Here is a 20,742-nt window from a genome sequence, read left to right as displayed (position 1 = left end):
ATGATTATCGACACCCCGACACCCACACGGCAAACGACCGGACCGGGAGCAAAGCCGCCTCTGCGGTGTTTCACTCCCGTAACGGGTTTCCCATCGGGACCACCCGCGATGCGGCATTGCTCTCGCCGCGTCTTTTCTCTGGCAAGGCACACATCCTCAATGGCGGTCGACAATCAACGCGTGGACAATGGGGGGCTGATCCTGTTCCTCGTCATCATCACCGTGGCGCTGGGGTCAATCGTGTCCAGTTTCGCGGGCGCGCTGCTGTGGGCGGGGCTGGCCGCGTTGCTGTTCCAGCCGCTCTATCAGCGATTGCTGCGGCGCTGGCCGGGGCGCAGCAACACCGCCGCGCTGGTCACGATGCTTATTATCACCTTCGCGGTCGTCATCCCGGCGCTGATCGTCGCCAGCCTCGTCGTCGATCAGGCGGCGGGCGTGTACACCCAGATGCGCAGCGGCCAGATCAACTTCGCCGCCTATTTCCAGCAGGTCCACGACGCGCTGCCGATGCGGTTGCAGCAATTGCTCGACCGGTCCGGCCTCGACAGTTTCGAGGCGGCACAGTCGCGCATCACCGCCGCATTGGAGGGCAGCGTCAGCGTGCTCGCCAGCCAGGCGCTGTCGATCGGGCGCAACGCGGCCGCGTTCCTGCTGGCGTTCGGCGTCGGGCTGTACGTGACGTTCTTCCTGGTGCGCGACGGCGAGCGGATCGGGCCGGCGATCGTCCGCGCGCTGCCGCTGGATCGCGGCGTCGCCGATCGCCTCGCCGACAAGTTCGTGGCGGTCGTGCGTGCCACGATCAAGGGGTCGGGCGTCGTCGCGCTCGTGCAGGGTGCGCTGGGCGCCATCACGTTCTGGATAGTCGGTTTGCCCGCCGGATTGCTGTGGGGCCTGTTGATGGCGATCGCGGCGTTGCTGCCGGCGGTCGGCCCGGCGCTGATCTGGGTGCCGGTCGCGATCTATCTGCTGGCGATCGGCGCGATCTGGCAGGCGGCGGTCGTGATCGCCTCGGGCGTGTTCGTGATCGGTCTGGCCGACAACATCCTGCGCCCGATCCTAGTCGGCCGCGACACCGGCATCCCCGACTGGCTGGTGCTGGTGACGACGCTTGGCGGCATCGAGCTGGTCGGCCTGAGCGGTATCGTCGTCGGCCCGCTGGTTGCGGCGTTGTTCATCACCGGCTGGCAGATCCTGACCGAGCAGCGGCTGGATACCGCGGTTTGAAGATCGTTTGAAAACTCGCGGTAGAGCGAGTTTCGCAGGCGGTGCCGCCCTCCGCTTGGCCTCCATCAATGCTTCGCATTGCCGTAGCCTCTCGCCAAGCTACGCCCGCTCCCACTCCCGGCCACCCACACGGTATCCTGATGGGTGGCCGGGAGGGGGAGCGGGCCGGTACCGCGAAAAAGCGCAACTTACGCGGCTGCCGGGACGTTGAGGCGGCAGCTTTCCACTATCAAAGGACACGGATCATGGGCCTGTTTTCCAAGGACATCGTCACGTTCGAAGACCTGTTCCTGCACCAGTTGCAGGACGTCTATTACGCCGAGAACCAGATCACCAAGGCGCTGCCCAAGATGGTCGATAAGGCGACCGCGCCGGCGCTGAAGCAGGGTTTCGAGACGCATCTGCGCGAGACCGAAGGGCAGATCGCCCGGCTGGAGCGCATCTTCGACCTGCTGGGTGAAAAGGCCAAGGCCGTCACCTGCCCGGCGATCGACGGCATCATCAAGGAAGCCAACGAGGTCGCCGGCGAGATCGAGGACAAGGCGGTACTCGACGCCGCGCTGATCGCCTCGGCCCAGGCCGTCGAGCATTACGAGATCACGCGCTACGGCACGCTGATCGCCTGGGCGACCCAGCTCGGCCGCAGCGAGATCGCCGCGATCCTGAAGGAAACCCTCGACGAGGAATATGCCACCGACGACAAGCTGACCGCGATGGCCACGTCGAAGATCAACGCAAAGGCGGACGCCGTCACCGCGTGAACCATGTGCCCCGGGGGGCTTCCCCCGGGGCGATATTCTGCCGACAGGAAACCGACATGGCCGACGTTCCTTCGTTCACCCTGCCGGAAGCGTTGCGCGCCCAGCAGCATCTGCGCGAAACCCTGGGGTTGGGCGAGGAACGCTTCCCCGTCCCCGCCTTCGTCAACATGATCTCCGATGAGATCGAACAACTCCGCGACACCGGCCGCTCCGATGCCGAGATCGCCGCCCTGATCGAACAGGCCAGCGGCCACGAGTTGTCGCCGGACGATCTGGCCCGTTACTATACGCCCGCCGACGAACGGCATGGGCATGAGGGCTGAGACGGCCCAATCTTGTTTCCCATAGCGGGAAATGTTAGATCGTCAGGCATGAGGATAATCGCCCGGAACAAGCTGATCGCTTTCTGGGAAAGTCATCCGAAGACGGAAGCGTCCTTACGGCACTGGCACGAGGTTGCCGGAGCGGCTGTCTGGCAGAGTCCACTGGATGTCGTTGCCGACTTCTCGAAAGCAAAGTCGCTCAATGGTGAGCGCGTACGGTTCGAGGTAGCGGGTGGCGATTATCGCATGGTGGTGGCGTTCGACTGGAAACGGTCGATCGCCTTCATCAAATTTATCGGCACGCATGCCGAGTATAACAAGATCGATGCCCTGACGGTGAGCCTGTTTTGACGATGACCAATGGAGACGGTGCGATGCATATTCGTCCTATCCGGACCGACGAGGACCATGACACCGCATTGCGGGAGATCGAGGCGCTATGGGGAGCGGAGGAAGGCACCAATGCCGGCGATCGGCTCGATGTGCTGACGACACTGGTCGAAACGTATGAAAGCCGTCGCTGGCCGATCGAGCCGCTGGACCCCGTGCGCGCGATCGAAGCAGCCATGGAGATGAACGGCTATACCCGTGCGGAACTGGCCGTGTTGATCGGACAATCACGGGCGACCGAGATATTGAATCGTCGCCGCGCGCTTACCCTCCCGATGATCCGCAAGATCGCCGGGGCATGGCATGTGCCGGAAAAGGTGCTGGTTCAGGACTATGCACTGGCGAAGGCGTAAGCCGGACAACGCAAGAAGCGCTGCTCGCGCATTAGCGTATTGAGGATCGTCACTGGCAAGCGGGCCGGCCCCAACGGCCGACCCGTTCCCCCTCCTCAGCTCTTCTTGCGTGCGCGCTTGGGGGCGGCTGCGGCTTCGGTGTCTTCCTCTTCGTCGGGTGCATCCTCGCCGGCTTCGGTCAGCGCCTCGCCCAGCGCCTTCAGCTTGTCCTGCGACTTGTCCGCCTTGTCGGCGATCTTCGTCGTGGCGGTGCCGAGGCGGTGGAGCAGCGCGTGGACGCGGTCGGCGTCCGGCTCGTCCTTTTCCAGTTGCTTGCGCAGCGATCCCAGGTCGCGGAGGATGCCTTTGGCGCCCGATACGTCGCTGTCGGCCAGCGCGGCTTCCCAATCCTCGACGATGTCGGCGCCCTTGGCCGGCTTCGTCGCGTCCAGCCCGCGATTGATCGCGTTCATCGTTCCTGCAAATTTCACGGCCATCGTCAGTCTCTCCGCATGCCACTCGCTGGCGCAGGTCAACGACGCGGATCGGCAAACGCCCGGCCGGAAACCGCGGGTTTGTTGCGGTATGTTTACCGGAACGCCGAACGGCGCGACCGCGCTAAACTGGATTGCATCATTTGTCTGAGTAATTAGGATGGGGAGCGAACATCCGGTCCAACGCGACGCGGACGAGCTTTGGGAGAAGACATGAAGGCGATCCTCGCACTGGCGACCATGACGCTGGGTTTCGGTACCGTCGGCCTGTCCGCCCGCCCGGCCCCGCAGGCAGAAGCGAACGCCACCCGGCAGCTCGCGATCGTCCCCACCATCGCCGCATCCCGCCCGAAGGCGACGAAGGCGGAGGCGCGATCCGCCTATCTGCTCGCCTATTTCAAGGACGAGACCCACTCGCTGTATTTCGCGACCTCGCCCGACGGCTACAGCTTCACCGATGTGAATGGCGGCGAGCCGGTGCTGGCCGGGCGTGCGGTCGCCGACCAGAAGGGCCTGCGCGATCCGCACATCATGCGCGGGCCGGACGGCGCGTTCTATCTGTCGATGACCGACCTGCACATCTATGCGCAGCAGGAGGGATTGCGGACCACCCAGTGGGAGCGGCCCGAAAAGGAGTTCGGCTGGGGCAACAACCGCAACCTGTTGCTGATGAAGAGCCACGACCTGCTCCACTGGACGCTGGCGAAGGTCGATATGGCCAGCCTGTTCCCGGCCTATGCGAAGGCCGGCAATGCCTGGGCGCCGGAGACGATCTGGGATCCGGCGAAGAAACGCATGATGGTCTATTTCACGACCCGGATCGGCAACGGGCCGAACTTCATGGTCTATTCCTATGCGAACCCCGCCTTCACGACGCTGATGACCGAGCCGAAAAAGATTCTGGAATATCCCCGGCCCGAGGTGAACGTGATCGACGCCGACATCACAAAGGTCGGCGACAAATACCACATGTTCTACGTCGCGCATGAAAAGCCCGGCAGCATCCGTCAGGCGGTGTCGAGCCGGATCGACGGCGGGTACGTGTACGATCCGCGCAAGGTCGATCCCGAGAATGTCGCGGCCGAGGCGCCCACGCTGTGGCGCCGCCACGGCACGAACACATATGTGCTGATGTACGACGTGTTCGGCGCGAAGCCCAACAATATGGGCTTTGCCGAGACGACCGATTTCCAGACGTTCCGCAACATCGGCCGCTTCAACGATGCCGGTTCGCGGATGAAGGCGACCAACTTCAGCGGCCCCAAACACGGCGCGGTGATGGCGATCACCCCGGACGAGGCCGACCGCCTGCGCGGATATTTCGCGCGATGAGGGCGGGTCTCCGCTCGCTGATCGCGCTGGGCGTCGCCGCCATGGCCACGTCGGCCATCGCCCAGACATCGACCCAGGCTGCTACCCAGCCGGCGCCGACCACGCTGCTGGTCCATGCCGACCGCCCCGGCCCGCGCATCGCGCCGGAGATATACGGCCAGTTCGTCGAGCATCTCGGCCGCGGCGTGTACGAGGGCATCTGGGTGGGCGAGGATTCCGCCATCCCCAACACGCGCGGCATCCGCCGCGATGTGGTGGCGGCGCTGAAACAGGTGAAGGTGCCGGTCATCCGCTGGCCGGGCGGGTGCTTCGCGGATTCCTATCACTGGCGCAACGGCATCGGTCCTGCGGCCAAGCGCGCGCAGGAGATCAATGCGTCATGGGGCGGCAAGCCCGATACCAACGCGTTCGGCACCCACGAATTCATGGATTTCCTGGGCCAGATCGGCGCCTCGCCGTTCGTGTCGGTCAATGTCGGGTCGGGCAGCGTGCAGGAGGCGGACGACTGGATGCGGTACATGACCGCGCCCGCCGACAGCGATCCCGGCCGCGCCCGCGCCGCCAACGGTCATGCCGCCCCCTGGGCGGTGCCCTTCGTCGGCGTCGGTAACGAGACATGGGGCTGTGGCGGCAACATGACCGCCGACACCTATGCCGCGTCGTTCCGCCATTATGCCGCGTTCCTGCGCAGTTATTCCGGCCCGCGTGCCAATCTGGTCGCGGTGGGCGCGGATACCGACGACTACGCCTGGACCGAGACGATGATGGCCAAGGCGATGAAGTGGCGGCCCGATCCGTCGCCGCTGGCGCTGGTGTCGGACGCGCCGCTGATGTGGGGCCTGTCGCTCCACTTCTACACCTTCGCGGGCAATGACTGGCACGACAAGGGCCGCAATGTCGGCTTCGACCGCACCGGTTGGGCCAAGGCGCTGGGGCGCGCCACGCTGACCGACGAGCTGATCGCGCGGCACTCGGCGATCATGGACCGCTACGATCCGGACAAGAAGGTCGCGCTGGCGGTCGATGAATGGGGCGCATGGTTCGCCAGCGAGAAGGGCGCGTCGGCGCTGTATCTGGAAAGCACATTGCGCGACGCGGTGATCGCCGGCCTCAGCCTCAATATCTTCAACCGCCATGCCGACCGGGTGCGGATGGCCAATCTGGCGCAGATGGTGAACGTCATCCAGTCGCTGGTCCTGACGCGCGGGGCCGAGATGGTGGTGACGCCGACGTGGCATGTGTTCGACCTGTACAAGGTGCATCAGGGCGCGACGCAGATCCCCGTCGATGTCGGCACCCCCGATTATGTCGAGGGCGCCAGCCGGATGCCGCAGGTCAGCGTATCGGCCAGCCGGGATGCTGGCGGCGTGCTGCACCTGTCGATCGTGAACCTGCACCCCGACCAGCCCGCGCCCGTCACCGCGATACTGGCCGGCACGACGGGCCGCACCGCCACCGCCGAAACCCTGACCGCCGGCCGCATCGACACGCGGATCGAGTTCGGCAAGGCGGACCCGTTCGTGCCCGTCCGGCTCGATGACGTGCGGCTGGCGGACCGGCAGCTGTCGCTGACCGTGCCGGCGCGGTCGGTGACGATGGTGACGGTTCGGTAGGGCGCGGTTCGAGGAGGGAGAAGAGGGTTCGCGCGGAGACGCGGAGACGCGGAGAAGAAGGGGTGGCGAGGTCGGGCTGCCTTGTACGGCATCGCGATCCGGTGGGGTGGTATCGTCGGGAGGCGCTGCGCGCCTCGGTCAACCGCGCGCAGCGCTATAATCCCCTTCTTCTCCGCGTCTCCGCGTCTCCGCGCGAACCCCTTCAGCCATCAGCCCAACTACGCTTCCCATGCGACGATCTCACCCCACCGGCATGGGCTGCCCGCAACCCAGTCGCTTCAGTTGCGCTGTGCGGGCTGTCGCCTGCTGCTCGTTGGCAACCCGGTCAGGATCGACCGGGATGCCGAAATGCCGCGCCTGCTCTTCGCCGAACACCATCACCCGCGACGTGGCGCAGAGCCGCGTCACCGCGGTAGCCGGAACATAACCCAGGTCGAGCAGGACCGGGCCTGCCCCCGCCACCCGGACGATATCCTGCAGGTAGGCTCCCGCCCGCGTGTCGACGAACACGTAATCCGCCCCGGCCGACCGTGCCGCCCGGTACGCGCGCTCATAGGGGGCGTTCGCGACCATGATCCGCCACGTGGCGACCGGCAATGTGAAGCCCATGGCGAACATGGCGCTGACCACGAGGATGGAGGCCGGCAGCCGCTGGCCCAGTCGCTCCTCTATCGCCAGCCATCCACCTGCTGCCAGCAGGCAGAAGCACGGGATCAGTTGGTGGAGATAGCGATAGCCATAGCCATGATCCTGTAGCACCAGCAACATCAGACCTAATCCACAGGCTAGGGCGCAGCTTGTTAGGATTCGCGCCTGTCCTGTGGCGCGCGCCCCCGCCCCCGCCCCCGCCCCCGCGAGCACTAGCGGCAATAGCAGAACGTTCTGCCAAGCGATGAATCGCGTCAGGCTTTCGCCGATCTGCAACTGGCTCAGCCGCCACAGAAGGCCGTTAGCACCGGGCGGTGGGGGCGTGCCGCTTACCAAGAGTGGCATGCCCATCATCGTGTCCAGCAGTCCCGGCCAGGCATGGCGCCAAAGGAGCCAGTAGCACAGGCACGCCAGCGCATAGCCACCCGCCAGCCGGAACCGCCGCTCGGTCGCCAGCCAGACGACGAAGGCGAGGACGAAGCCGATATGGAAATGCACCTGATGCAAGCCAGAGGCGAAGAGGCCGACGGTCATCGCCATTGCGTGGCCGCGCCGGTCGCCGCGCGTGAAGCATGCCAGCCACAATGCGTTGAGGGCAAATTGCCCGGTGGTCGCGAAGGGCGTCGCCGCGTTCACGACGACCTGCGTCGAGGTCAGCGCCATGACGACCGCAACGGTCGCTGCGTGCGCACGATCGGGCCAGATCCGCCGCGCGGCCGATGCAAGCGCCAGCACGCCCGCCAGCATCAGCAGCGGGCCGGCGAGCCACTGGTCCCCCAGTCGCGCCGTCACGGCCCGGATCGCCGCATTGACCGGGAGATAATTGGACAGCCACGCCTCCGGTCGCAGGGTGGTGTGCATCGGCATCATCGCCTGGGCGAGATCGTGCAGATGAGCGGGAATTGGCCATCCCATCTTGCCCGCCGCGAAATAGGTAGCGGCGAAGGTCGCCGACTGCTCGTCGCGCGAAACCGGATAATGGTGGAAGACCAGGAAGCACCCGGCATAGGCGATCAGGGCGCCCGCCCCCACCCAAAGCAACAGGCGATAGGGGGTCAGCGCCTTTACCGGCGCGCCCTGCAATGGCCACCAGCCCAGACACAGCAGCAGCACCCCACCGGCGATCAGCAGATAGACGTCGTGATCGAAGAAATAACCGGCCGCCAAGCTGCTCGATCGGTTCATGACGAGCAGCCAGCCGACCATCAGCGTCACCGCCAGCTGAAATACCGCCGCAACGACGACGCTCCGCCGCCAGTAATCTCCGTCCTTCGGTATCGCTCGATCGATCACCCGGTCCCCACCTGCTTGCACAGCCGTTCGGGGCTTGGGCCAAGATGGTTAAGGCCGCGTTGATGAAGCGGCGGGTGGTGGCGGGATCATGCCTTGACGCCGCCCCGTGGCCTCACCCCGCCGACACCTTCTCGCCATTGAATTCGGCGAAGGCGGCCTTGATGTCGCCGGCCTGTGCGTCGTCGGCGACATCGACGGTCACGGTGATGCGGCCGTTCAGCGCGGGGTTCTCTTCGGAGCCGGGGGCGCCGGTGTCGGCGCCGGCGACTTCCTCGCCGGCACTGTTGTCGTCACCCGCCGTGGCGATGACGATCGCGGCGCGGTCGATGCCCTGTTCCTGCACCAGCCGCTCGACCGTCATCTCGGCCTCGCGGCGGGTATCGAAGCTGGCGGTCAGGGTCGTGGGCATGGGGGCATCCTTTGCGGGTATGGCGTCTGTGATGGAGCGCGGCATGGCCGTGGAAGTTCCCTCGGGCGGAGGCGGAACGTCCGCTTGGGATCGACCCGTTTCTTTCGATTGCAGGCGTTTGGCGTGAAGCGCATGATCGCTCCCCGGTGAACGCCCAAGCCGAACGGACCCTGGATGAGTCGCATCGCCACCTTCGACGAATTCTGGCTCCATTACCTGCGCGAGCATAGCAGGCCGGCCACCCGTGCGCTGCATTATGCCGGGACGACGCTGGTCATCGCTTGCCTGATGGCGGGTGTGGTCACCGGCCGGTGGCAGCTGTTTCTGCTGATGCCGATCAGCGGCTATCTGTTCGCGTGGATCGCGCATTTCCTGATCGAGCGGAATCGCCCGGCGACGTTCCAGTATCCCTTGTGGAGTCTGGCGGCCGATTTCGTCATGTATGGTTGCTGGCTGAGCGGCCGTATGGGCCGCGAGCTTGCCCGCGCGGGGGTCAGGCCGGTCGGGCGGTAAAAGGAAAATGGGCCGGTGTTACCCGGCCCATTCCAGCTTAGTTGCTGTCCGACTTATCGTCTTCGTGATCGATGATCAGATAGGTCGCGCCCGCGATGATGCCGGCACCGATCAACAGCGGGATGATGCTCGCGCCACCGCCAGCCAGCTTGTTCGACCTGGCGGTCGACGTACCGGCGCGGACCGACGGGGAGACGGACAGCGAACGGGCGGAATTGGTGGCGACGGGGGCGGCGCTCGCCGCGACCGGCATCGCGATCAGGGAGAGCATGGAGGCGCTGGCGATCAATTTCTTCATGTCATGTACTCTTTATTGGGCAGCCGGGGATCGGCCCGCGTGGTTGATGGCAGGGGAAAGGACGCTTGTCGGCACGGCCGACGTTCCGTGAGCTGAGGCCTTCCGAAATGAGAGGGCAAACGGCACCGGGCCGGTTTTCAGCGGACCTTTCCACGCCACCCAACGGGATACGGACGCTACGGTTCCGTCATGCCCCTTGTGCGATCACCATCGATCGCCCTTTCGCACAACCGGACCGGATCACCATGTCGCGCATCGCCGATCCGAACCGATGATCTGAACGGAGCATCCCCCCGGCGCGTTCGGGGGGTATGGCATCGTCTTTCCCCGCCGCCCCGGCCTCCGCTACTCTGGCGCGATCTCGCCTGTGGGTGCCGCGCCGCGTGCTGGTTACCCGCGCCGCGCGGGCGTGGCCGCATGCGGCGGTTATCATCGAGCGGGCGGCCGCTATGGGGGCGGAGGTGATCGAGCTGCCGGGCGACCGCATCGTCATGGCGACGCCGGACGATCCGCGCCGCGCCTATGCCGAGGCGAAGGCGACGCTGGCGGTGGTCGTCGCGCCGCCATCGAAACTGAAGCTGGAGCCGATCGCGCCCAGTGCCGACTGGCGCGTCGATCTGGCGGCGGGGTGCCCGGCGCATTGCAGCTATTGCTACCTCGCCGGATCGCTGAAGGGTGCGCCGATCACGCGCGTCTATGCGAATCTCGACCAGATACTGGACACGCTGCCCGGCTATGTCGGGCGCGGCACGATCACCTCGTCCAGCCGCGCCCGCGCGCATGAGGGCACCACGTTCGAGGCGTCGTGCTATACCGATCCGCTGGGTATCGAGCCCGTCACCGGATCGCTGTCGGCGATGATCGCGTGGTTCGGGCGGGCGGGACTGGATGCGCAACTGCGCTTCACCACCAAATTCGCGGATGTCGAGCCGCTGCTCGGGCTGGAACATAACGGCCGCACCCGGATGCGTGCGTCGATCAACCCCGCCCGCTTCGCCCGGTTCGAGGGCGGGACTGCGCCGGTCGCGCAGCGCCTCGCCGCGCTGCGCCGGATGGCCGATGCCGGCTATCCCGTCGGCCTGACGATCGCGCCGATCATCGCCGCGCCCGGTTGGGAAGAGGCGTATGGCGAGCTGATCGACATGGCCGCGACCGCGTTGTCGGATGCGCATGATCTCGACCTGACGATCGAACTCATCACCCATCGCTTCACCACCGGATCGAAGGCGGTGCTCGACAGCTGGTATCCCGGCTCCGCGCTCGACATGACGGCGCAGAACCGGGTGACGAAGCGCACCAAGTTCGGCACTGAGAAACAGGTGTACGACGCCGACACCATGGCGCGGCTGCGCGGGTTCTTCCTCGCGTCGCTGGAGCGCGCCCTGCCGACGGCGCGGGTGCTGTACTGGACATGACGGTCTTCTTCACCGCCGACACGCATTTCGGCGATCACCGCACGATCAACATCCAGCGCCGCCCGTTCGCCGATACCGGGGTGATGGACGCGGCGCTGGTCGCCGGCTGGAACGCGGTGGTCGATCCGGAGGACGAGGTCTGGCATCTGGGCGACGTCGCGCGCCGGCCCGCCGACGTGGGTGATCTGCTCGCGCGCCTCAACGGTCGCAAGCACCTGCTGCGCGGTAACAACGATCCCGACGCCACGCTCGCCGCCCCCGGCTGGGCCAGTACCGGCGATTATCAGGAGATCGAGGTGGACGGCACCCGGCTGGTCCTGTGCCATTATCCCTTCCGCTCGTGGAACGGCCAGCATCGCGGCGCGATCAACCTCCACGGGCACAGCCACGGCCGTTTGAAGGCGATGCTGCGCCAGTTCGATGTCGGCGTCGATCCGCGCGGCTTCGCGCCGGTGACGCTGGCGCAACTGCTCGATCGGGATGCGGCATGACGGCCGTTCCGCTGACGAGGGTGCCGTCGCTGGTGGTCATCAGCGACCGGGTCGACTGGCATCCCGACCACGCCGCGTTATGGCCGGATGAAGACCCGTGGGCCGATCCGGCCAGCGATCCGCCCGCGGTGACGGGCAGCTATCTCGAACGGCTGCCGCTCGCCTGCATCGCGGCCGGCATCGTCGCGCGGGCGGAGATCTGGCACCACCGGATGGGCGGCACCGGGTCATATCGATCGGCCGGACCACGGCTCGGCTATCGCGGCTTTCCGATCGACGATCCCGCCCCGCCGTTCGATAACCACGCGATGCTCGCTTTCGTGCGCGACCATGGCGCGCCGCATATCCTGGTCGTCTATGGTCTGGGTGTCGCGCCGGCGCTGCTGGAGGCGTGCGCCGATAGCATCATCATCTACAATTCGATCGACGCCCCCGCGCTGCGCGTGCCGCCAGAGGTCAGTGCGCGGTTCGATCTGGTGCTGACGGGGGCTGAGTGGCAATCCGACGAGGTCGAGGCACGGCATCCCGGCATGGCGACCGCGATCATGCCCGTCGGCCCCGAATTCGCGGGCGTCGACCAGCACCGGCCGCTGGGTGGCCCCAAGGATTACGACCTGATCTACGTCGCGGCCGCGCAAGGATACAAGCGGCACGACCTGTTGCTGGACGCGCTGGAGACGCTGCCCCGCGATGTCCGGGCGCTGTTCGTGTTCGGCTATGGCGAGGAAGCGGATCGGTTGCGCGCGCGCATCGCCGATGCCGGTCTGTCGGTCGACTGCATCGGCCCGCCCGGCGTGCCGATCGACGAGGTGAACCGGCTGATGAACCGCGCCCGGTTCGGCATGGTGTGCGGGCGCGACGATGGCGCACCGGCGATCCTGACGGAATATATGCTCGCCGGCCTGCCCGTGCTGTGCACCGACGATCTGGTCTGCGGGCGGCAATTCATCCTGCCCGATACCGGCCGCTGCGTCGCGCCCGGTGATCTGGCGGGCGGGATCATGGCGATGCGCGCGGATGCCGTAGCGTTCTCGCCGCGCGATACCGTGCTGGCGCGGTGGACATGGCCGCATACGATCGAACGGCTGCGACCATTGCTGAAGAAAATATGGTTAAATAAATATGGCAATATTGATGCCGGTTAATTGCTTTCTTCCCATGGGTGTCGAACAGCAGGTTCTCCCCTGGGGAGAATAAGATGCACGGACCCGCTCCCTTTTCTTCCGAAATGTCGGTGTCCGAACCTCTCCCTGTCCCGCTGATCTGCTTTTCCCACCTTCGCTGGGATTTCGTCACGCAGCGGCCGCAACATCTGATGAAGCGTTTCGCGGCCGAGCGTCGCGTATTCTTTTGGGAAGAGCCGATCGCCTGCGATCATCCGCTCCCCTATCTCGAATATCACCCGTTTCCCGCCGATGACGTCATCGCGCTGCGCCCGCGCGTGCCGCATTGGTGGAACCGCGAGCAGGTAGAGGAAGGACTGCGCGACCTGCTCGACATGCTGGTCGCGACCTCCGTACCGGTCGATCCGGTGCTGTGGTTCTACACGCCGATGATGCTGGGGTTCGCGGACCATCTGCGCGCCTCGCTGACCGTGTATGATTGCATGGATGAACTGTCGGCCTTCGCCTTTGCCGACCCGCTGCTGGTCGATCGCGAGGCGGCGCTGATCGCGCGGGCCGACGTGATGTTCACCGGCGGGTACAGCCTGTACGAGGCGAAGCGCGACCGCCACGACGCGATCACGCCCTTCCCCTCCGCGGTCGATGTCGCGCATTTCGCCGCGGCGCGTGCCGGCGTTACGGAAGCGGAGGACCAGCGGGGCATCACCGGCCCGAAGCTCGGCTTCTACGGCGTCATCGACGAACGCATCGACCTGACCCTGATCGACGCGGTCGCGGCGAGCCGCCCCGACTGGCAAATCGTGATGGTCGGCCCGGTGGTGAAGATCGATCCCGCCGCGCTGCCGCAGGCGCCCAACATCCACTGGCTGGGCAATCGTCATTATAACGATCTGCCCGCGTACCTGACCGGCTGGTCGGTCGCGCTGATGCCGTTCGCGATCAACGCCGCGACGCGCTTCATCAGCCCGACCAAGACGCCCGAATATCTCGCGGCCGGCAAGCCGGTGGTGTCCACGCCGATCGTCGATGTGATCCGCCATTATGGCGACCTGTCCGGCGTCGCCATCGCGGGGGACGCCCCCGCCTTCGTCGCGGCGTGCGAGGCGGCGCTGACGCTGGCGCCGGATGGCGCATGGCGGGACGAGGCGGATGCGCTGCTGGCGGCTACCTCATGGGACCGGACCTTCGCGAGCATGAAGGCGAAGATGGTCCCGAAGCGGATCCCCGTCGCCCCCGCCATCCACCCCGCCGCCCCTCTCATCGGACGCCGCGCGCATTACGACGCGCTGGTGGTCGGCGCGGGCTTCGCCGGATCGGTGCTGGCCGAGCGGCTGGCGGCGGGATCGGGCAAGCGCGTGCTGGTGATCGACAAGCGCCCGCACATCGCCGGCAACGCGTTCGACCATCATGATGCGGCGGGCATCATGGTCCACCGCTATGGCCCGCACATATTCCACACCAACAGCGACGACGTGTTCGCGTATCTGTCGCGCTTCACCAAGTGGCGCCAGTACGAACACCGCGTGCTGGCGAGCGTGCGCGGCAAGCTGGTGCCGATCCCGATCAACCGCACCACGCTCAACACGCTCTATGGTCTCGACCTGCACGACGATGCCGCAGCCGCTGCGTTCCTGTCGGCGCGCGCCGAACCGCGCGAAATCGTGACGTCGGAGGATGTCGTCGTCGCGGCGGTCGGGCAGGAACTCTACGAGACGTTCTTCCGTGGCTACACGCGCAAGCAATGGGGCCTCGACCCGTCCGAACTCGACAAGGCGGTGACGGCGCGCGTGCCGACCCGCACCAACACCGACGACCGCTATTTCGGCGACCGGCATCAGGCGATGCCGCTGAACGGTTATACCGCGATGTTCGAGAACATGCTCGATCACCCGAACATCACCGTCCAGACCGGGGTCGATTTCGCCGATTGCGACGTGCGCGCCGATCATCTGGTCTATACCGGGCCGGTCGACGAATATTTCGGCCATCGCTTCGGCCCGTTGCCCTATCGCAGTCTCGAATTCCGGCACGAGACGCATGACGTGGCGCAGTTCCAGCCGGTCGCGGTCGTCAACTATCCCGCGCCCGACGTGCCGTACACGCGCATCACCGAATACAAGCACCTGACCGGCCAGACGGCGCCGCGCACCAGCATCAGTTACGAATTTCCGCAGGCCGAGGGCGATCCCTATTACCCGATCCCGCGTGCGGAAAATCAGGCGCTGTACCGGCGGTACGCCGCGCTCGCCGATGCGTTGCCGGATGTCAGTTTCGTCGGCCGGCTGGCGACGTATCGCTATTACAACATGGACCAGGTGGTCGGGCAGGCGCTGGCGACGTATCGCCGCCTCGCGCCTGATCTGGTCCCCATGCTGAACCGGGTGACGGTCGCCGCATGACCGATCGACCAAGGCTGTTCCTCGTCACCGAGAGCCCGGCGCCATCGGGCGTGGGCGAACATATGCTGACGCTGGCCGAGGGGTTGCGCGGCGATCACGATATCGTCGTCGCCGCTACCCCAGCGTCCGGTTTGCTGGCTCGCGCCCGTGCCTGCGGCCTGACGGTGAAGGCGATCGATCCCGGCAACGTCCCCGACCTGTCGCGCTGGTTCGCCCGCGCGCAGCCGGACATCGTCCATGTCCATGCCGGCATCGGCTGGGAAGGGCATGCCAGCGCGCAGGCAGCCCATGCGGCCGGCGCGCGCGTGATCCGCACCGAGCACCTGCCCTATCTGCTGACCGATGCCGACCAGTGCGCCGCGCATCGCGCCGGCCTGACCCATGTCGACCGCCTGATCGCGGTGTCCGATGCGGTCGCCGACAGTCACCGACAGGCGGAACTGGGCAACCGGCTGACGACGATCCCCAACGGTGTCGTCCCGCCGCCCGCATCGACGCGGCCACGCGCGACGCTGCGGCGATACTGGGCGCTGGACGACGGCCCGGTGCTGCTGATGGCGGCACGCTTCGCCGAGCAGAAGGGCCACCGCCTGATCCTCGATGCGATGCCCGCGATCCGCGCGGTGCATCCGCACGCCACGCTGCTGCTGGCGGGCGACGGCCCGCTGAAATGGACGATCGCGCGCGAGATCGCCGGGTGCGGCCTTGCCGGATCGGTGCGGATGCTGGGCCAGCGCGATGACATGCCCGATCTGATGGCCGCGGCCGACCTGCTGGTGCTGCCGTCGCGGTTCGAGGGGCTGTCGCTTGTCGCGCTGGAGGCGATGGCGGCGGGCCTGCCGATCGTCGCCAGCGACGCGCCGGGCAATGCTGAAATGCTGGAGCATGGCCGCTCCGGCTGGCTCACTCCCGCCGGCGATGCCGATGCCTTCGCCGCGACGGTGATCGATGCGCTGGCCGACCGCGACCGGCTGCGCGCCGTTGCCATCGCCGCGAGCGACCACCAGCGCGACCATTACGACGCCGACCGCATGATCCGCGACACCGCGGCGATCTATGCCGAAGAAACCAGCGGCGCACCGCGACCTGACGGGAAACGCATGACCAGAATAGGCTTTATCGGCGCGGGCGGCATCGCCCACCGCCATTTCGGCGTCCTCGAACAGTTCGATGACGTGGCGATCGTCGCCATCGCCGATGTCGACCAGTCCCGCGCCGACGAGGCGGCCGCGCGGTTCGGCGCACAAGCCTTCACCGATATCGATGCGATGCTGGACGCGGTGCCGGTTGACGCGCTGTACATCTGCGTACCGCCCTTCGCGCACGGCGCGCCCGAACGTGCCGCCATCGCACGCGGCCTGCCGTTCTTCGTCGAGAAGCCCGTCGCGCTCGACATCGCCACCGCCGACGCCATCGCGGCCGAGATCGCCGCGGCGAACATCGTCACCGCGGTCGGTTATCACTGGCGTTACCTCGATACGGTGGACGAGGTGCGCGGGCTGCTCGCGCATAATCCGGCGCGGCTTATGTCGGGTTACTGGCTCGATTCCACACCCCCGCCGCAGTGGTGGTGGCATGCGGACCAATCGGGCGGGCAGATGGTGGAACAGACCACGCACCTGATCGATCTGGCGCGCTATCTCGCGGGCGACGTGACGCGCGTGTTCGGCCTCGCCGGCCACACCGATCGCGCCGAATTCCCCGGCCTCGACGTGCCGACCGTCAGCACCGCCAGCCTGCAATTCGGCAGCGGCGCGATCGCCAATTTCGCCTCCACCTGCCTGCTCGGCTGGAACCACCGCGTCGGCCTGCACCTGTTCGGCGACCGGCTGGCGGTGGAACTGACCGACCGCGACCTGATGGTCGATGTCGGTCGCGGCCGACCGGTGCGCGGCGCGCAGGGCGATCCCGTCTGGCATGAGGATCGCGACTTCATCGATGCGGTGCAGGGCAAGGAGAACCGCATCCGCTGTCCCTATGCCGACGCGGTCGAAACCCACCGCGTCGCGCTCGCCATCGGCGAATCCGCGCGCACCGGCACCGCGATCGTACTGGGAACGGGCGCATGAGCGAGTGGCGCCACATCCGCTCGCTGGGCGTCGAACGGCCGGGCGAGGCGTATCTGCACGGCTATGACGAGGGGCCGCCCGGCGACGGGCAGGTCCGGCTCGACATGCTCTACACCGGCTTCTCCGCCGGCACCGAGCTGACCTTCGTCAAGAACACCAACCCCTATCTCCACGCACGCTGGGATGCCGGGCGCGGCGTGTTCGTCCACGGCGAGCCGCAACAGCATTATCCGGTGCCGTTCCTCGGTTACATGGAGTCCGCGCGCGTCGTGGAGTCCAGGGCGTGGGACTATGCCCCCGGCGACACGATCGGCGCGGTGTTCGGGCACAAGACCGGCCACACCGCCGATCCCTTCCACGACGTGCTGACGAAGCTACCGGCGGGCATCGACCCGATCCTCGGCATCTATGTCGGTCAGATGGGGCCGATCGCGGCCAACGGGATCCTCCATGCCGATGCAGAGATGCTGGGGCCGACCGCGCCGTTCTTCGGCGCGGGCGTGAAGGACCGGCCGGTGCTGGTGATCGGCGCCGGCACCGTCGGGCTGTTCGTGGCGCTGTTCGCGCAAAGCGCGGGCGCTAGCGAGGTGGTGATCGCCGACCCCTCCGACTTCCGCCGCACCCGCGCCGCGTGCCTGGGGCTGGTGCCGATGGTCGAGGCGGATGCGTGGGCCTACGCCAAATCGCGATGGCACCATGGTGGCGACGATCGCGGTGCCGACCTCGTGTTCCAGACCCGCGCCGACACCGCCTCGCTCCACGCCGCGATGCAGGCGTTGCGGCCGCAGGGCACGGTGATCGACCTCGCCTTCTATCAGGGCGGCGCCGATCGGCTGCGGCTGGGCGAGGAGTTCCACCACAACGGCCTCAACCTCCGCTGCGCGCAGATCAACCGCGTGCCGCGCGGCATGGCGACCGCGTGGGACAAGCGCCGGCTGGCGAACGAGACGGTCGCCTTGCTCGCGGAACGGGGTGACGCGATCCGCGCGCAGCTCATCACCCATGTCGTGCCCATCGAGGAAGCGCCGGACTTCCTCCGCCACCTCGTCAAGGATCGGCCGGAGTTTCTCCAGATCGTGTTCAAGGGCGTCGATTGACCGGTCACCGTCATTGCGAGCGCGGCCATGAGCGGACCTGTGCGACAATACGTATCATCCAGCCAGAACTGCTTCCCCGGCGGAGGCCGGGGCCCAGTTGAGATAGCTGAAATGAGTCATCGCAACCGTTCGCCCAACTGGACCCCGGCCTCCGCCGGGGAGGCGGTGTGATGTGGCGATAAGAACTTTCAAAGGCCCCGCTCATGGCCGAAATCGCCATGACGGGCTGGCAGGAAACGTCGATTGATCCCTGATACCGCCCCCCCCATGCGCATCCTGTTCGTCTTCGCCTGGCTGGTCGTGGGCGGCGAGGAGACGGAGGTGCGGCTCCTCGCGCAAGCACTCGACCCCGCGCGCCATATGATCGACGTCGTCGCCTGCTTCCACAAACCGGGGATGCCCGACCAGACCCAAGCGCAACTGACCGCGATCGGGGTGAAGGTCGATACCACCCCGTATCACCTGTCGTTCGACGCGACGGTCGCCTATCTCGCCAGCATCGTGCCCGGCTACGATGCGGTCGTGTCGTGCCAGAACGTGGCGGACATCTATCCCGCGCTCGAACGTCTGCACCTGCGCCCGCCGCTGATCGAACATGGCGGGCTGGTGTCCGAGGCGCTGGCCGGCCCCAAGCATTTCACCACCCGCTATGTCGGCGTCTGCGCGTCGATCCGCGACGCCGCGGCGTTGCGGATGCCGGGGCGGGAGCAGGACGCGATCGAGATACCGTCGATGGTCGATATGTCGACATATCGACATGAAGACGGCCCGACGATGCGCGCGTCGCTCGGCATCGCGGCGGATCCGCCGCTGATCGGCTGGGTCGGCCGCCTCGACGCCAAGAAGCGCGTCGAGGATTTCATCGCCGCTGCGGCCCTCGTCCATGCCGTCCGCCCCGATGCGCGCTTCCTCGTCATCGGCGGGCCGGACGCGTTCATGCCCGACTATGCGCTCCGCCTGCGCGAACAGGCGCATGCGGCGGGGCTGGACGGGGCGCTCCGTTTCCTTGGCGACCGAGCCGACATCCCCGCGCTGCTGTCCGCGCTCGACATCTTCGTCTGGCTCTCGCGCGGCGAGGGGATGCCGCACGTCATCGCCGAGGCGGGCGCGGCGTCGCTGCCGGTGATCGCCACCCCCGACAACGGCGCGCTCCAGCAGATCGAGGACGGCGTCAGCGGGTTGTTCGTGCCGCATGAAGACCCGCGGGCCGTCGCTGCGGCGATGCTGCGCCTGATCGGCGACGCGCCCTTGCGCCGGCGACTGGGCGCGGCGCTCCATGCCAAAGTGGAGCGCGATTACGCGGTCGAGGCGGTCGTGCCGCAATGGCAACGCCTGTTCGATGCCGTTCGCCGCCCGCCCCCGACCCCGCCCGAACCGCTGTTCCACAGTTTCTGGCAGGGCGGGTTCGAGTGTTCGACGCATCACCGTGCGCATGACAACAAACGCGTCGACGTGATCGCCGCCACCCGCCATGATGTGGCGGCTGAACACGACTATCGCGCCCTCCACCCGCACGGCATCCGCACCGTCCGCGACGGCCTGCGCTGGCATCTGATCGAACCCCGACCGGGCGTGTACGACTGGTCCAGCCTCGGCCACCAGCTTGCCGGCGCGACCACCAGCGGGACGGAGGTGATCTGGGACCTGCTCCATTATGGCTGGCCCGACGATATCGATGTGTGGAGCCCCGAGTTCGTCACCCGCTTCGCCGCCTTCGCGACCGCGGCCGCCCGCGTCATCGCCGCGCGGACGACGGGCCCGCGCTTCTATTGCCCGGTCAACGAGATCTCGTTCCTGTCATGGGGCGGGGGCGATGCGGCCTATCTGAACCCCTTTGCGCGCGGGCGTGGCTATGAGTTGAAGGTCCAGCTCGCTCGCGCCGCGATCGTCGCGATGGACGCCATTCGCGCGGTCGACCCGGCTGCCCGCTTCGTCCATGTCGATCCGGTCATCAACGTCATCACCGATCCCGCCCGGCCAGCGGATGCACCCCATGCCGAGGGTCACCGGCAGGCGCAGTTTCAGGGATGGGACCTGATCGCCGGCCGTATCTGGCCGCAGATCGGCGGACGACCCGACCTGCTCGATATCGTCGGCGTCAATTATTACCACAACAACCAGTGGATTCATGGCGGCCCGCCGATCGACCGCCACCACCCGCTGTCGAAGCCGTTCCACCGCATCCTCGCCGACACCTATGCCCGTTACGGCCGCCCGATCTTCGTGGCGGAAACGGGGATAGAGGGTGACGCCCGCCCCGTCTGGCTGGCGCATGTCGCGGGCGAGGTGCGGCTGGCGCAAGCGTTGGGCGTGCCGGTGCAGGGCATCTGCCTGTACCCGATCCTCGACCATCCCGGCTGGGACGACGAGCGCCCCTGCCCCAACGGCCTGCTCCACACGCTGGCGGACGGCACCCGCCGTGCCGACCCCGCCTATGCCGCGGCGATCGCGGCGCAGGAGGGGCTGCGGCGAGGCAAGTCAGGCTGAGGTCAGGCCAGAACCGATCTAAGCCTGCCT

Annotated in this window: 19 protein-coding genes; 15 read left to right on the top strand and 4 right to left on the bottom strand. The window is 66.9% G+C overall.

Annotated elements, in window-relative coordinates:
* Window positions 1-159 precede the first annotated feature (159 nt).
* The 5 genes from JAO74_RS16080 to JAO74_RS16060 all read left to right on the top strand — a co-directional run bounded on the left by JAO74_RS16080 (window position 160) and on the right by JAO74_RS16060 (window position 3,051).
* Complete coding sequence (locus JAO74_RS16080; protein WP_199040460.1) at window positions 160-1,224, top strand: AI-2E family transporter; 1,065 nt, start codon at window positions 160-162, stop codon at window positions 1,222-1,224.
* A 245-nt stretch (window positions 1,225-1,469) separates the two neighbouring features.
* Window positions 1,470-1,985, top strand: coding sequence for a YciE/YciF ferroxidase family protein (locus JAO74_RS16075; protein WP_199040457.1), 516 nt, complete (start codon window positions 1,470-1,472; stop codon window positions 1,983-1,985).
* Between the two features lie 56 nt (window positions 1,986-2,041).
* On the top strand, window positions 2,042-2,308 hold the full coding sequence (locus JAO74_RS16070) for a hypothetical protein (RefSeq protein WP_199040455.1): 267 nt from the start codon (window positions 2,042-2,044) through the stop codon (window positions 2,306-2,308).
* Between the two features lie 48 nt (window positions 2,309-2,356).
* Window positions 2,357-2,659, top strand: coding sequence for a type II toxin-antitoxin system HigB family toxin (locus JAO74_RS16065; protein WP_199040452.1), 303 nt, complete (start codon window positions 2,357-2,359; stop codon window positions 2,657-2,659).
* A gap of 23 nt (window positions 2,660-2,682) precedes the next feature.
* The gene (locus tag JAO74_RS16060; RefSeq protein ID WP_199040449.1) at window positions 2,683-3,051 is read left to right on the top strand and encodes a helix-turn-helix domain-containing protein; all 369 of its coding nucleotides are present in this window, start codon (window positions 2,683-2,685) and stop codon (window positions 3,049-3,051) included.
* A gap of 95 nt (window positions 3,052-3,146) precedes the next feature.
* Here JAO74_RS16060 and JAO74_RS16055 read toward each other — a convergent pair whose 3' ends face one another.
* A complete protein-coding gene (locus tag JAO74_RS16055; RefSeq protein WP_233151099.1) occupies window positions 3,147-3,527 on the bottom strand; it encodes a hypothetical protein in 381 nt (126 codons plus the stop codon).
* Between the two features lie 210 nt (window positions 3,528-3,737).
* Between JAO74_RS16055 and JAO74_RS16050 the strand changes: the two genes are divergently transcribed.
* Both JAO74_RS16050 and JAO74_RS16045 read left to right on the top strand, forming a co-directional pair.
* Complete coding sequence (locus tag JAO74_RS16050) at window positions 3,738-4,856, top strand: glycoside hydrolase family 43 protein (protein ID WP_233151098.1); 1,119 nt, start codon at window positions 3,738-3,740, stop codon at window positions 4,854-4,856.
* The gene (locus JAO74_RS16045) at window positions 4,853-6,469 is read left to right on the top strand and encodes an alpha-N-arabinofuranosidase (RefSeq protein ID WP_199040446.1); all 1,617 of its coding nucleotides are present in this window, start codon (window positions 4,853-4,855) and stop codon (window positions 6,467-6,469) included. The genes JAO74_RS16050 and JAO74_RS16045 overlap by 4 nt, the downstream gene beginning before the upstream one ends.
* A gap of 240 nt (window positions 6,470-6,709) precedes the next feature.
* On the opposite strand, the gene JAO74_RS16040 is transcribed toward JAO74_RS16045, so the two are convergent.
* Window positions 6,710-8,410: a hypothetical protein gene (locus JAO74_RS16040; RefSeq protein WP_199040444.1), complete on the bottom strand. Its 1,701-nt coding sequence runs from the start codon at window positions 8,408-8,410 to the stop codon at window positions 6,710-6,712.
* 112 nt (window positions 8,411-8,522) lie between these two features.
* Window positions 8,523-8,819, bottom strand: coding sequence for a hypothetical protein (locus tag JAO74_RS16035; RefSeq protein WP_199040441.1), 297 nt, complete (start codon window positions 8,817-8,819; stop codon window positions 8,523-8,525).
* Window positions 8,820-8,993: 174 nt separating this feature from the next.
* On the opposite strand from JAO74_RS16035, the gene JAO74_RS16030 reads away from it, so the two are divergent.
* A complete protein-coding gene (locus JAO74_RS16030) occupies window positions 8,994-9,332 on the top strand; it encodes an Mpo1-like protein (protein ID WP_199040438.1) in 339 nt (112 codons plus the stop codon).
* A 37-nt stretch (window positions 9,333-9,369) separates the two neighbouring features.
* On the opposite strand, the gene JAO74_RS16025 is transcribed toward JAO74_RS16030, so the two are convergent.
* Window positions 9,370-9,630 (bottom strand): hypothetical protein, encoded by a 261-nt coding sequence (locus JAO74_RS16025; protein ID WP_199040435.1) that lies wholly within the window; start codon window positions 9,628-9,630, stop codon window positions 9,370-9,372.
* 311 nt (window positions 9,631-9,941) lie between these two features.
* On the opposite strand from JAO74_RS16025, the gene JAO74_RS16020 reads away from it, so the two are divergent.
* From JAO74_RS16020 to JAO74_RS15990, 7 genes are all read left to right on the top strand, one after another.
* On the top strand, window positions 9,942-11,045 hold the full coding sequence (locus JAO74_RS16020) for an SPL family radical SAM protein (RefSeq protein WP_199040432.1): 1,104 nt from the start codon (window positions 9,942-9,944) through the stop codon (window positions 11,043-11,045).
* On the top strand, window positions 11,042-11,536 hold the full coding sequence (locus tag JAO74_RS16015) for a metallophosphoesterase family protein (protein ID WP_199040429.1): 495 nt from the start codon (window positions 11,042-11,044) through the stop codon (window positions 11,534-11,536). The genes JAO74_RS16020 and JAO74_RS16015 overlap by 4 nt, the downstream gene beginning before the upstream one ends.
* Window positions 11,533-12,681, top strand: a complete 1,149-nt coding sequence (locus tag JAO74_RS16010) for a glycosyltransferase family 4 protein (RefSeq protein ID WP_233151097.1) — start codon at window positions 11,533-11,535, stop codon at window positions 12,679-12,681. The genes JAO74_RS16015 and JAO74_RS16010 overlap by 4 nt, the downstream gene beginning before the upstream one ends.
* A 170-nt stretch (window positions 12,682-12,851) precedes the next feature.
* Window positions 12,852-15,059, top strand: a complete 2,208-nt coding sequence (glf, locus tag JAO74_RS16005) for a UDP-galactopyranose mutase (RefSeq protein WP_199040591.1) — start codon at window positions 12,852-12,854, stop codon at window positions 15,057-15,059.
* Window positions 15,056-17,128: a glycosyltransferase gene (locus JAO74_RS16000; RefSeq protein ID WP_199040427.1), complete on the top strand. Its 2,073-nt coding sequence runs from the start codon at window positions 15,056-15,058 to the stop codon at window positions 17,126-17,128. The genes glf and JAO74_RS16000 overlap by 4 nt, the downstream gene beginning before the upstream one ends.
* Complete coding sequence (locus JAO74_RS15995) at window positions 17,125-18,225, top strand: zinc-dependent alcohol dehydrogenase (RefSeq protein ID WP_199040425.1); 1,101 nt, start codon at window positions 17,125-17,127, stop codon at window positions 18,223-18,225. Before JAO74_RS16000 ends, JAO74_RS15995 begins: the two co-directional genes overlap by 4 nt.
* 267 nt (window positions 18,226-18,492) lie before the next feature.
* Window positions 18,493-20,712 (top strand): glycosyltransferase family 4 protein, encoded by a 2,220-nt coding sequence (locus tag JAO74_RS15990; protein ID WP_199040423.1) that lies wholly within the window; start codon window positions 18,493-18,495, stop codon window positions 20,710-20,712.
* Window positions 20,713-20,742: the final 30 nt, after the last annotated feature.

The organism is Sphingomonas mollis, from assembly GCF_016427505.1.
In the GTDB taxonomy this organism is placed as follows: Bacteria; Pseudomonadota; Alphaproteobacteria; order Sphingomonadales; family Sphingomonadaceae; genus Sphingomonas; species Sphingomonas mollis.
Note: the sequence above shows the minus strand (reverse complement) of the source record. Positions and strands in the feature narration are given on the sequence as shown.